Consider the following 12,412-nt stretch of genomic DNA (forward strand, 5'->3'; position numbering starts at 1 on the left):
GCGGAGTCCGCAGCGGGCCGAGCGGCTTCGCCCTTTTTATCCAATAGCTTAGAGTGCTCAAGAGCCTTCCCCACTTGGCATAATTGTTGTCGTCTCTCGACGTTCTTTTTGAGCTCGAGAGGAGAGCACACGTGCCAAAATCGACGGAAGTTCTGCCGGACTGCACGCAACTGATGAACCCAGGTGCCTTGCGGCCGTTCGTGGTGGCGTTCACGGACCGATTGTCGAGTCTGGGGCACACCCGCCTCACAGTGTCAGGCTACGAAGCCTCGGCTCGTCATTTCGGACAATGGCTGCAGAACAGGAAGATCGCCGTCGCTGAGATTGACGACAGTGTCATTCACCGGTTTGCGCAGCATCGATGCCGTTGCCCCGGTATCCGGCAGGCCGCTCGACTGTCAGTCAAATACGTCAACCGCGCTCGCCGGTTCGTTGGCTTCCTGGCGGAATGCGGAGCGGTGACACTGTTGGAACAGGAGCCACCGCGTCCCAACGAAGATGTGATCCTTGCTTTCCAGGCCTGGCTGAGGCGGCATCGCGGAATCTCGGAGCGCACGGTCTGGCGCCACGGGCGTATGGTCATGCGCCTGCTTCCTGCTCTCGGCCCCGATTCCATGCAGTACGATGCTGCTCTTGTCCGACAGGTGATCCTGGACGAGGGAAAGCGAAGTTCGCACGCCTACCTCAAGACCATGACGATGGCACTGCGAGGCTATCTTCGATATCTGGCTGCCCACGGCCTGTGCCGTCCAGGACTTGATCAGGCCATCCCGACAATCCCGCAATGGCGGCTGTCAGCGTTGCCGCGCTACATCCCCAGCGCGGACGTCGAGCGGGTCATTGGGTCGTGCGACGTCACGACGTCGATGGGCATCCGTGACCGCGCGGTGCTTCTGCTGCTGGCCCGTCTCGGCCTGCGCGCCGGCGACATTGCAGGCATGCGCCTCGACGACATCGACTGGCAAGAAGGCACCCTGCGGGTCCGCGGCAAAGGCCGTCGTGAGATCCGGCTTCCACTCCCCCAGGACGCAGGCGACGCGATCATCGCCTATCTCCGAGATGCCCGGCCGCTCGCCGCCTGTGAGCAGATTTTCTTGCGGATAGTTGCACCGTATCGGCCATTGGCGAGCGCGAGCGTCTCGAGCATTGTGAGCCTTGCTCTTGAGAGGGCCGGCATCGATGACCCGCCGTCCCGAGGCACCAATCTGCTTCGGCACTCCGCAGCGACCGGCATGCTGCGCGCCGGCGCCACCCTGGACATGATCGGAACCGTGCTTCGCCACCGATCGATCGACACCACCGCCCATTACGCGAAGGTGGACGTCGATATGCTGCTTCAGATCGCTCAGCCCTGGCCGGGGAGTGTGTCATGCTGAGCCTGAACCTCGCACGCTATGCGGAATTGCAGCAGCATCTGGGCTTCAAGTTCCGCGTCCAGCACTCGTTGCTCAAGAGCTTTGTTGCCTTCGCGGAAGGCAACGGCGACCGGTATGTTCAAACGGCGCGCGTGCTCGAATGGGCGACGCTCGCCCCTTCACCGCAGCAGTGTCGCAATCGCTTGCTGACGGTCCGGCGCTTTGCCCTGGCGCTGTCGGCCGAGAATCGGTGTCATGAGATTCCGCCCGCCGATGCCCTGGGCCGTGGCCTGTTCGAGCGGCGGATCCCGCACATCTATACGGTCGATGAGATCACCGCGCTGATGCGAGCGGCGGCCCGCCTCAAGCCCTCAGGCTCGATCAGGCCGCTGCTGTACGAGACCCTGTTCGGCCTTCTTGCCGCCACCGGCATGCGCGTTTCCGAAGCCCTCGCTCTCCGCCTTGATGACCTGACGGCCGATGGGCTGGTGATCCGGCAAACCAAATTCCAAAAGAGCCGCTTGCTGCCACTCCACGCCACCACGTGGGAAGCCCTGGATCGGTATGTGGCAGCGCGCCAGCGGCTCGGGACCTGGGACGACGCCCTGTTCGTTTCCAATACAGGAACGACGCCGTCCTATCCTACGGTAATTGCCATTTTCCTCCGCCTGGCCCGATCAACCGGCCTGAGAGGGCAGCCCGGTCAGCCGGGACCTCGTATTCACGATCTGCGGCACACCTTCGCCGTCCGCTCTTTGGAGCAATGTCGGCCTGATCGCGACGCCGTTGGCCGCCATATCGTCGCGCTCAGCACCTACCTCGGTCACGCCCATGTCACCGACACCTACTGGTACCTGCAGGCAACGCCGACCCTCATGGGGCAGATTGCATCCGCCGGTGAGGCTTTGCACCAGGGAGCCGCTCCATGACCGCGCTGGCTCCCCATCTCGCCACCTTCCTACAAACCCATCTTCTCCATGAGCGGCGGGCAAGCCCGCACACGTGTGAGGCCTACGCCGACAGCTTTCGACTGCTGCTGTGCTTCGCGGCTGCCCGGTTGAGGACGACGCCGTCCCGCCTCGCGATCGAGCAGCTCGATCCGCCGCTCCTCCTGGCTTTCCTCGAGCACATCGAGGAGGCGCGGGGTAACTCGGCGCGCACCCGCAATGCCCGCCTTGCCGCCATCCACTCGTTCTTCCGTTTCCTCGAGTACCGGGTCCCGTCCTGTCTGGACCAGGCCCGCCGGGTCCGGGCGATCCCGATGAAGAAGGCCGATGAGGCGCTCGTCAGCCATCTCACACGCGCGGAGATGCAGGCTCTGCTTGATGCGCCGAACCCGCGTCAGGTCGCCGGTATCCGGGATCGGGCGATGCTCCACTTGGCCTTCGCCGCGGGCCTGCGCGTCTCCGAACTTGTCAGCCTGCGCCTCGATCAGATCGACCGCCAAATGGTCGCCAGCATCCATGTCATGGGCAAAGGACGCCGCGAGCGTATACTGCCCCTGTGGAAGGAGACAACGGCGGCGCTGAAGGCTTGGCTGGCAGTCCGCCCGGCGAGCGGCGATGCCGAGCTCTTCCTCAATGCCACAGGCCGGGCGATGACCCGATCCGGGTTCGAATATATTCTCGCCAAGCACGTAGCCACCGCGGCGCAGAAGTTGCCCTCCATCGCCGACAAGCGCGTCACTCCGCATGTTTTGCGCCATACCTGCGCCATGCACACCCTGCAAGCGACGCGCGATGTTCGCAAAGTGTCGCTCTGGCTTGGCCACGCCAGTCTGCAGAGCACGGAGATCTATCTGCGAGCCGATCCGACCGAAAAGCTCGAGGCGCTTGCCGCGATGGCGCCGCCGTCGCTCAGGCCGGGTCGCTTCCGCGCGCCCGACAAGCTACTGGCGATGCTGAAGTCGATCGGCTGATCGACGAATTATGTCGAGTGATTGCTACCTGAACACCGCAGCCGGCAAGGGATTGCCGCTGCGGACTCCGCATAATCTGGCACTCCACATAATTCCTCATATCAGTGTGCCCGGTGGCCAGCCACACGCGCACGCCGGTCGGCACCGGGATCATGCCAGGCTCTCCATCACCTGCAGCACCCGCCGCAGCGCCTCGGCATCGACCTCGCGGTCCACGCGAATACGGCGCCCGTGCCTCAAAACGATCTCGATCAAGCCAGTGCGCCGCGGTGAGGATCCCGCAGGCGTGGTCTGCACCGGCACGGGCGCGATCTCGACCGGCATGAAGGCGGGACCAGCGTCGCCGAGCCGTCCTTCACGGGCGAGCCGGCGCCAGGTGAAGACGACACTGGGTGCGAGCCCATGACGGCGGGCCACTTCGGTCACTGTCACGCCCGGCTGCATCGTCTCGTCAACGATCTGGAGTTTGTCCTGGAGGCTCCAGCGCCGCCGACGCTCTGTGCCGAGAACTTCGATCTTCATTGATCTACTGACCTTAAAGCTAGCCTTAAGGTCAGAACGTCACGCGCAAACTGCGCTCTCACAAGAGGGCGCACACCGAGTGCTTACCAACCCGCGCCCATAACGACGAGTTGCTACGGTTCCCGGGCGGACGGCTGGTCGCGCTCCTGAACCCGGAGGCAAAGCCGCTGATCGCGTTCGCACAAGATGAAATGGACCAACTGCCAGCCCCCTCTCAACCGTGGTCCCCGCCATGAACACCATATTTCCCGGAAGGGGCGAAGCCAACTTCCCAGGGGCCCGGCGTTGCACACATGAAACCCTGCTGCGAAATCCTGAACCGGCCTATAGTTCTCCTGATCAAGGATGAACTGCTGGTCTGCCTGCCACAGGTGGACATCCTGCGGCAGGCGGACTTCTGAGCCCTGGAGGCCGAGAATGCCAATGAGGCGTTCGAGATCCTGAAACAGCGGCCCGACGTGAAGGTGGCTTTGGCCACGTTGATATGCCCGGCTCCCGCGACAGGTTCGAATTCGCGCAATTCGTGCGGCAGGGATGGATCCAGGTTGGCATGTTTGTAACCTCGGGAAAAACCGAGCCAGGCCTGGGAGATCTTCCAGGCCGTACCATCTTTGCCTCCAAGCCTGCGCCCGGCGGCTCACCCGAAGCCAGCCCTCCCTTCTGCTGCTATGCCGGAGCCCGGCAGGCCGTTGCCTGTCCATCACAGCCCACAGCAGAGGGCGCTCGCAGCGGTGGGGCAATCAGGCGGCCTTGATTAAGATGAGGCATCAGTCCTACGGCGCGCTTGCCTTGTCGGACCGCGACCCGCCAGTCTCGACAAGGCAGACCAGAACGAAAACAGCCACGACTGTGACCAGCTCGGAGGTCTGCGTGGCCCATTCGGGCGCACCGTTCGTAAACAATCCAAGCGTCAGGCCCGACAGCAGGGCCGCAGCAAGAGCGGTCCAGATCAGCATGGAGATCCTCGTTCATCAGAAGATGCAGGTGTTTTAGCCTGCGTTGCCTGAACAATGCCTGTACAAGCCTACGGGAGCAGGGGCGCCCTTTTCCATGCTTCCTCGCCCTCGTTAGACGGGAGAGTTGCCGGCGGACCGCGTGCGTTGCTGACAGGACAACCTCGACAGTATGATGACTGCATCCGCTCGTCAGAAGCGGATCACGGATTTGGGAGGATCTACAATGCGCCGTTGTTCCATTCGCCATCGGATCGTCGACCTGGCGGTCCTGTGCCTTGTCGGGATGGCACCTGCCGCTATGGCCGCCGAGTCTGATCGCAATGTTCTCGCGGAGCGGGTGACGAAGCTGTCGCGTAGCACGCAGTGGAAGCCTGTCGAAGCGATCCCGATCGACTTCCCGACCTTTCATCCCCAAGGCATGGTGAGGATCGGCGATACGTTCTTCGTGTCCTCGGTCGAGATCAAGGAGCCAACCAAGCGCTTCCCGCAGCCGATGGATGGCTATGACCGGGATACGGGTGCCGGTGTCGGGCATCTGTTTAAGATCGACCTGAAGGGAAATCTCGTGTCCGAGATGACTCTCGGCGAGGGGTCGATCTATCACCCGGGCGGGATCGACTATGACGGCCGCTACATCTGGGTTCCTGTGGCGGAGTACAGGCCGAACAGCCGCTCCATCGTCTGCCAGGTCGATCCGGAGACCATGAAAGCCGAAGAGATGTTCCGTTTCGCGGACCACGTGGGCGGCGTTGTCCACGACACGGACGACAATTCCCTACACGGGGTAAGCTGGGGTTCGCGCCGGTTCTACCGTTGGCCGCTCGACGCGAACGGAAAGCCCACGAATGCTAACGAAACGCCCGAGAGTCTAAGGAAGTTGAACACGTCGCACTACCTCGACTATCAGGACTGCAAATATGCCGGCATTCACCGCATGCTGTGCTCGGGCGTGACCGAAATGCGGGTCACGTCCGATACTCCCCTGTTTCGGCTCGGCGGTCTCGATCTGGTTAGTCTCACGGATGGGCGGCCACTGTTTCAGACCCCGGTGCTGCTGTGGACGGCCTCCGGCTTTGACATGACCCATAATCCGGTTTGGCTGGAAGCGAGCGACGCCGGTATTCGCGGCTACTTCATGCCCGAAGACAACAAGTCCGTGCTCTACATCTACGAAACCGAGGTGAAATAGCCCGCCGTCGCCAAGCAGCGTGACCTGGCCCGGCAGGAGCTTGGTTGCCTACCTTGCCTGAAGGCTCATGGCCGAACAGCGATCCAGACGTGGCGTTGCCCTCGCAGGAGGAAGTCGAACCTCTCGCCGGCGCCTCCCGCACAGCGCCGACGCTGGAGGTGTCCCGCGAGTTCTCCTCCAATGAGGGACGAATGATGATGAACACGAGACTGACGGGGGCACCCAAGAGGAGGAGCTCATGGAAGTCAGCGAAGTTATGACACGGGATGTGCGGCTGATCGAGCCGAGCCAGGCCATCCGGGATGCTGCCCGGCTGATGGCAGAGCTGGATGCAGGCGTCATGCCGGTGCGTGAGGGTGACCGCCTGGTCGCCATGATCACTGATCGGGACATCGCTATACGCGCAGTGGCCCAGGGCAAGGGCCCGGAGACATCCTCCATCCGCGAGGTAATGACCGATGATATCAAGTACTGCTACGAGGACGACGACACCGATGATGTTACCCGCAACATGGCCGACCTCGTGTGGGCTTTATGGTCCACGGCGGCCTCACCGAACACTTGCTCGTGTTGAGGTGATCGGCCTTTGCCCTACCTGTTGAGTGGGAATGGCTCAGGAAAGGGCCGCCCATGCGCACTGTGGCAGCCGCTGTCATGTTCAGCTTTCTCGTCGGCCCGTAGGTAGTGGCTGCACAGGACACGAAACTGCCACCACAAACGGGCACCCCGGAGGCATCCTCGTCAAAGACTGTGACCAACGAAGAGAGAGCGGCATTGGCGGATGCAGAACGAAAGAAGGCCGATGCAGTCGCGCAGGCCCGCCAACGCCGGATGAACAGGCTGACACGAAGTATCTGCACCGGATGTTGACTGGCTTCTTTGAAACAGTCCTCTCACCCACGCGCCTACCATGATCAACGTCATAGGGGAAACGCTGTTTCCAGTGGCTCGTGAATGACCAAAGCGTCACGGCATCTCGACGATGCCCTTTTGCCCGCACTCTATCCCCGCCGATAGCCCGGCCGTTGCGAGGTCACGGAGATCATCGTGTTGGAACCTCCGCTCCACCCCTCGGTTCTCCCGAGCGCCCTTATCCACGGTCGTAGACGCCGCCCCAAGGAATGTTCGCGCGCATTCGCAATGGCGTCGCTCTAACGGAGGTCAACATGCGAAAAGCCCTCATACTCGCAGCCGGACTGGCTCTCATCGGTACTTCAGCCTGGAGCCAGAGCATGTCGAGAGACGACGATGATGATGATCGGCGTGGGAGATGGCATGATAGCCGTGGCGGATGGGACAGAGACAACGATGACGATCGCCGAGAGCGGCGTGGACGTGCTATGCGCGACGATGACGACGATCGTTTAGGGCGTGGCAGCCGCTTCTTCCTGCGTAGTGGCGACACGCAGCTGCGGGTTGTCTGCGGTGGTGAGGAGTCCACCCAAGCCTGCGTCGATGCGGCCCTGCGGATGTTCGATCGGTTGCAGTCGCAGCCTCGCCCAACAGCAACGGCGCCGACCACACCTCCAATGCCCCAGTAATCAGTGAGGATCGGTGGTAGAGCTTCTACCACCGATCCTGATGGGTTAGTCTTCGCAAACGCGGTAGCGCCTTACAACGACGTCGCCGAAGCGGTCCCGTTGGCGACGCGTTTCGTAATAGCAGTCACGGCCACGCCAACGGCGGTCACGGTCCCAGTCTCGATCCCGATTTCTCCAATCTCTGTCGCGCCAGTCTCGATCACCGTCCGGAGAACGATCCCGATCTTGCCAGTCTCGACCTTGATCCCAGTCTCGATCCATTCGAGGCTGCGCGGAGACTCCTCCGGCGAAACTACTAGCGAGAATGCATCCTGCAATCGCAACTGACAAACGCCTGAGCTTGGTCATAAGCCACCTCGAACCACTGATTGAACGTGCAAGTCAACGAGGGTGGCAAGGCCTCGTTCCTAACCCGGATCGCCAGCCCTAAAATCCTGAATCTTCTTCATGGAGCCAGCGCTTCGGCGATCAATGAGCCTTGCTCCACCTGCCCAATGGTCCGGTAGCTGAGCCGTACCCAAGAATCTGGGTCTAAGCCGTCCCCAGAGAACCACCAGATGGCTGGATACGGCTTGAATCTCGGTGCCTCAGCCACCATTCAGGGCAGAACGATTAATGGAGAAGGGGGCTGCTCGCCCAAGGCTCGTCCGCGGGAGTGTCGCTTTCAGAGTAGGTTCGACACTCCACGACCGCGCGTAAGCAGCAGAGGCCTTTAGGTTGCGGGTTGTGCACAGGCCCATTTTTATCCACGCTCTCTAGCCAGCCCGCAGGGCTCACCTGTACATTCGGCGCAGCCGCCAGCTGTGAGACCTGGGGCTACCTTCCGCGCCCAAATAAGTTGCTGCAACGAAGTCGCCCCTGTTTCGGGCAGGCAGGATTACGGAATGTTCATTTGAACGAACTACCCGTGTGGGCAATCCTATAGAGAACACCTTAGCCATTTCCCCGAACAATCCCGGAGTATCCATGAAGACGTCGACCAAGGCATGCGCTGTGCTGATTGCACTCGGGGCCGCAGACGCATTCATGCTCGACGGCCGGTACGTGGCCGGAGCCAGGTAGTTCGTGGCGGAACGGCTCGGAACTGGGCAGGCTCCTCAGGCCACCGCTTCCGCTCCCCGCTCCGGGAAGTCTACCGCCATCCCCGTCGAGACGGCTGCGGCACGGTCCGATACGACATCAGCCGTCATCGAGGCCGTCGGCAGCCTCCAGTCGGACGATCGGTCCAGATTTCATCCGAGGTCGCAGGAAGGATCTCGAATCCCTGCAGCGGCCGCAGGGCCTGAGCTCCCACTCCGATGACGAACAGCGCTACGAGCGACCGCGCAACGGCCGGAGAGCGGGACATCTGCATTCCATCATCGTCGCCTGTCCGCCCTATCATCCAGCCTATGGCTGAAGGCAGGATTCCGAATAAGCCGAACCACAGCAGGTCCCAGAAGAGCGGGCTGCCGCTGTCCACGCGGATGCGATGGATGCCGAGCAGCCAATGCGACAGGACGCTGTCGACCACGTGCCACACGCCGAACCCGATCAGGATAGTGGCGAACAGCAGCCGGCCTGAGGGGCGATCCGGCTCGGTCCTCGATGCCCAGAGCATCCAGAGGCCAATGGCAGCGATGACATACATCAGGGCATGGAAGTAGCCATCGGCTGCCACCTGAAATCGAATGTCTTCCGAGTTGATGGTACTCAGGAGGTGATGCCACTGGAGGATCTGGTGAAGGAGAATCCCATCGAAGAAGCCGCCGAACGCGAAGCCCAGAAGGTAGCCCGACCACCGATGACGGCCACTGGTTTCGACACGTGTCACTGTTTAGCCTCGGCAGAAATCAGGTCAGTCCACAAAGCCCGAGAAGGCATGGCGGATCAGTCTGCCCCGGGGACGGCTCCATGGAACCTAAACCCATGACCCCGGCCAAATGTTTCAAAGGATCATTTGAAAGCGTAATACCACTCACTTGGGATAGGGCTGCTCACTTGGGATGGGGCTGCGGTGCAGGAGCTCATACTCCTTCATAGCTTCGAACCGAACACCGAGGGCCCTGCGAAGGCGTCAGTCGCTCGGAGGCGGAGTTCGGCGTTTGTCAGTCGCTGTTCGAGTGTGTGTCCTCCGCCGGCGCCAAGCTTCAATCACCTCTTGCCGTAGAGGTGGCCGCGGCCTCGCCAGGGTCCCCCAGATCAGCAGCGTGAACGCCTTGCCCACGGCCCCGACCAGGGCCATGCCGTACAGAAAAATCACTGGCGAGAAACTCTCGTTCATGTCTCATGTCACCCCTGCGGAACGCCTGGCTTGAGATGCTGCCACGGCCGATCTCTGACAACGCATTGCTATCTCGCGGGATCGGTAACTGAGCATGAAATGCGTTAGGCCCGCCGGAGCACGCGCTTCACCTGCCTAGCAAACAACTGACTACCGGTCGGCACCGTGGCTTGGTGCAGGGACTGGCAATTCCCACATGGGATCAGAGCAAGAGTAGTTCGCGATGACGATAGGATGGATGGCTCCCGCTCAGGCGATTTAGAACCTTCACCACACTACTGCCTTGCGGCGGGCCGTCCGCACCCGTTAAGGGAATAGAAGCATATGTGCTGAGCGGGAATTTGGCGTGCGCCTGACTGAGAATCCTCAACCTAAGCAAAAGATCAGTCAGCGCCTCATCCTCATCGACCTGATCCGCGGCCTCGCGATCATCGGTGTCGCCATCTACCATCTCGCGTGGGACCTCGCCTTTCTGGGGTTCATCAGTATCGATGTCGGCCGGGATCTCGCGTGGAGCGTCTTCGCCCGTGTGCTGGCCGGAAGCTTCGTTGGCCTCGCAGGTGTCAGCCTTGTCCTCGCCCACCACCAAGGCATCCGATGGCCTGCGTTTTGGAGGCGCATCGGCATTCTCACCGGCGCTGCCGTGGCGATAACGGCCACAACGCTTCTGACCTTTCCCCAAACCTTCATCTACTTCGGCATTCTTCATGCCATCGCATTGTTCAGCATCTTGGCATTGCCTTTCCTTCTCGTCCCGACCTGGATGCTCCTGATCGTTGCGGGGTCAGTTTTCGCGCTTCCAGGGCACTTCCGCTCGCCGGCCTTCAACGAGCGCTGGCTCGCCTGGATCGGTCTTGGCACCGATGTGCCGCCGTCCAATGATTTCGAGCCCCTCTTTCCCTGGTTCGGACTAGTGGTTCTGGGGATTGTGATCGGCCGAGCCCTGCTGACATTCGGGATGATTGAAAAGCTGTCCTGGCAACCACAGGGCGGTCTCGTCCGGTTGCTCACCAGGGCCGGGCGGCAGAGCCTTGTGATCTACCTCGTTCACCAACCAATCCTGCTCGGAATTCTTTATCCCATCGCATGGGTATGGCCCCCAAGAGCTGCCAATCTGGATGCATCGTTCCTCCAGGCATGCCAGGCCAGTTGCGCACGCAACGCGGAGAGTGAGGTCGCGTGCCGGACGTCTTGTGAGTGCTCGGCCCGCGAGCTCAAGAAGGCTGGGCTTTGGAGCCTTATCGAGCGCCCGCAACTCACACCCGACCAGCAGAGACGGATCAACCAGACCGTCAGAGTTTGCTTTGGCGCTGCCCAGCACCCACCTCCTGGCGCCGCCCCAGACTAACGGTAATCTCGGCCCATGGATGTAAAAGCAAACGCCCCACGCAATTGACGGCCATACGCTCGCGGCAGTGATGGCTGATGTGGCGGTGACGATCGGAGTTGAGGTCCCCCATGTCGACAGAGGCTATCGCGGGCACAATCACCCGAACCGGTTCCAGGTCTGGATCTCCGGTCAGGTGCGCCAGACGCCAGCCGCCCTGAGGCGCGAGATGAAGCGGCGAGCGGCGATCAAACCTGTGATCGGGCACCTGAAAGCCGAACACCGCATGGGCTGCAACCATCTGAGGTGCCGGGACGACGACCGCATCAATGCCGCCCGGGCGGTGGTCGGGTACCACTTCTCGCTCCTGCGGCGGTGGCTGGCAGCACTGATGCGTGTCCTGATCCTGATGTGGGTTGGCCGTGACCCATCACACCAACCCGCCTGACTGGAGCCATCAAACCATTCTTCACGGACGCCGAATTAGTTAATCAGCTCCGACAAACGGTCTAGGGGCGAGTGCTGAGACATGGGTCTGAGACAATCGTGAAGGGCTCCTGACCAATCTAACAGCGTGCCATGGATGCTCCAGCAGCAGCTATCAATGCCATTGAATCATCCAAAGTGCCTGTGTCGAGGCCATCCGCGCACAGATTTCATTATGCCGCCGGCCGGCTATCCTTACGAGCCTGTTTCATCGGCCTGTCTGAATAAATAAGGGCTTCAATCACATGAGACAGTCTCTTAGCGAGATCTGCGGCTTCAGCCCTCTGAGGCTGGGAAGCTTTCAACGCATGGAAACGCATACGGTAGAGATCCGCCAGAATGGAACAGGCCGTTGCCAAACTGTCGGCGATCTCACCTGCCGGCGCCGTCTCATTCAGGAAAGTTTGGCAACGCGCCGCACTGCGTTGGAGATCTCCGAAGGTATCATTGAGATCGTCCAACCTCATCCCGCGTGCGAGCAATGCATCGCCCGCAGGGACACCGAGATATCCGGATAGAAGGTTCGCAACATGCACCAATGCACGTCCATAGGCCTGAGCCTTCCTATAGCCCCCTTTGTCTATTTTAGCGCGAAGCCGAATGAGCAGTGACTTTGCCCGCGCGAGATCTCTCTCGACTACATCACCGTCGTGACGCCCCGACATCCATTTGCACATTTGCGTAACTTATTGTTTGGGAATCAGCCCATCGACCGAAGTCTCAGACATGAAGGCAATCCCAGGTTCAGGCAAGGAACAAAGAAGGCCAAGGGCACTACTGCGACATCATGCTCAAAGTCCCAGGAGCAATCCGAGATAATGGAGGCCTGACTGCACTTTGCTGCACGAACGGTGA

The 12,412-nt window shown here is 61.2% G+C and carries 11 protein-coding genes and 1 pseudogene; 7 read left to right on the plus strand and 5 right to left on the minus strand.

Annotated elements, in window-relative coordinates; genetic code table 11:
* The first annotated feature begins 131 nt into the window (after positions 1-131).
* The 3 genes from JO965_RS40195 to JO965_RS40205 are packed head-to-tail and all read left to right on the plus strand — an operon-like array spanning position 132 to position 3,273.
* Positions 132-1,376, plus strand: coding sequence for a tyrosine-type recombinase/integrase (locus tag JO965_RS40195; RefSeq protein ID WP_246777224.1), 1,245 nt, complete (start codon positions 132-134; stop codon positions 1,374-1,376).
* On the plus strand, positions 1,370-2,284 hold the full coding sequence (locus JO965_RS40200; protein WP_203446864.1) for a tyrosine-type recombinase/integrase: 915 nt from the start codon (positions 1,370-1,372) through the stop codon (positions 2,282-2,284). The genes JO965_RS40195 and JO965_RS40200 overlap by 7 nt, the downstream gene beginning before the upstream one ends.
* Positions 2,281-3,273: a tyrosine-type recombinase/integrase gene (locus tag JO965_RS40205; RefSeq protein ID WP_203446863.1), complete on the plus strand. Its 993-nt coding sequence runs from the start codon at positions 2,281-2,283 to the stop codon at positions 3,271-3,273. Before JO965_RS40200 ends, JO965_RS40205 begins: the two co-directional genes overlap by 4 nt.
* Before the next feature lie 150 nt (positions 3,274-3,423).
* Here the strand turns inward: JO965_RS40205 and JO965_RS40210 are convergent, their stop codons facing one another.
* Together JO965_RS40210 and JO965_RS40215 are read right to left on the minus strand one after the other, a co-directional pair.
* A complete protein-coding gene (locus JO965_RS40210) occupies positions 3,424-3,795 on the minus strand; it encodes a transposase (protein WP_203447329.1) in 372 nt (123 codons plus the stop codon).
* 773 nt (positions 3,796-4,568) lie between these two features.
* Positions 4,569-4,751, minus strand: coding sequence for a hypothetical protein (locus JO965_RS40215; protein ID WP_203447330.1), 183 nt, complete (start codon positions 4,749-4,751; stop codon positions 4,569-4,571).
* Positions 4,752-4,974: 223 nt separating this feature from the next.
* On the opposite strand from JO965_RS40215, the gene JO965_RS40220 reads away from it, so the two are divergent.
* Both JO965_RS40220 and JO965_RS40225 read left to right on the plus strand, forming a co-directional pair.
* Positions 4,975-5,940, plus strand: a complete 966-nt coding sequence (locus JO965_RS40220; protein ID WP_246777250.1) for a DUF6454 family protein — start codon at positions 4,975-4,977, stop codon at positions 5,938-5,940.
* A 238-nt stretch (positions 5,941-6,178) separates the two neighbouring features.
* A complete protein-coding gene (locus tag JO965_RS40225) occupies positions 6,179-6,514 on the plus strand; it encodes a CBS domain-containing protein (RefSeq protein ID WP_203447331.1) in 336 nt (111 codons plus the stop codon).
* 1,038 nt (positions 6,515-7,552) lie between these two features.
* On the opposite strand, the gene JO965_RS40230 is transcribed toward JO965_RS40225, so the two are convergent.
* Together JO965_RS40230 and JO965_RS40235 are read right to left on the minus strand one after the other, a co-directional pair.
* Entirely contained in the window at positions 7,553-7,804 is a 252-nt protein-coding gene (locus tag JO965_RS40230; protein WP_203447332.1) for a hypothetical protein, read from the minus strand.
* A gap of 863 nt (positions 7,805-8,667) precedes the next feature.
* Positions 8,668-9,294, minus strand: coding sequence for a DUF2243 domain-containing protein (locus JO965_RS40235; RefSeq protein ID WP_203447333.1), 627 nt, complete (start codon positions 9,292-9,294; stop codon positions 8,668-8,670).
* 796 nt (positions 9,295-10,090) lie between these two features.
* On the opposite strand from JO965_RS40235, the gene JO965_RS40240 reads away from it, so the two are divergent.
* Both JO965_RS40240 and JO965_RS40245 read left to right on the plus strand, forming a co-directional pair.
* A complete protein-coding gene (locus tag JO965_RS40240) occupies positions 10,091-11,092 on the plus strand; it encodes a DUF1624 domain-containing protein (protein WP_203447334.1) in 1,002 nt (333 codons plus the stop codon).
* A 46-nt stretch (positions 11,093-11,138) separates the two neighbouring features.
* Positions 11,139-11,519, plus strand: a pseudogene (locus JO965_RS40245) (IS5/IS1182 family transposase); the annotation flags it as partial.
* Between the two features lie 211 nt (positions 11,520-11,730).
* Here JO965_RS40245 and JO965_RS40250 read toward each other — a convergent pair.
* Complete coding sequence (locus JO965_RS40250; protein WP_203447336.1) at positions 11,731-12,018, minus strand: hypothetical protein; 288 nt, start codon at positions 12,016-12,018, stop codon at positions 11,731-11,733.
* Positions 12,019-12,412: the final 394 nt, after the last annotated feature.

The sequence above is a fragment of the Microvirga sp. VF16 genome, from assembly GCF_016864375.1.
GTDB lineage: Bacteria > Pseudomonadota > Alphaproteobacteria > Rhizobiales > Beijerinckiaceae > Microvirga.

Coding starts and splice junctions, on each gene's coding strand:
- JO965_RS40200 (WP_203446864.1), top strand. CDS start 1,370: ATGCTGAGCCTGAACCTCGCACGCTATGCGGAATTGCAGCAGCATCTG.
- JO965_RS40220 (WP_246777250.1), top strand. CDS start 4,975: ATGCGCCGTTGTTCCATTCGCCATCGGATCGTCGACCTGGCGGTCCTG.
- JO965_RS40215 (WP_203447330.1), bottom strand. CDS start 4,751: ATGCTGATCTGGACCGCTCTTGCTGCGGCCCTGCTGTCGGGCCTGACG.
- JO965_RS40205 (WP_203446863.1), top strand. CDS start 2,281: ATGACCGCGCTGGCTCCCCATCTCGCCACCTTCCTACAAACCCATCTT.
- JO965_RS40210 (WP_203447329.1), bottom strand. CDS start 3,795: ATGAAGATCGAAGTTCTCGGCACAGAGCGTCGGCGGCGCTGGAGCCTC.
- JO965_RS40225 (WP_203447331.1), top strand. CDS start 6,179: ATGGAAGTCAGCGAAGTTATGACACGGGATGTGCGGCTGATCGAGCCG.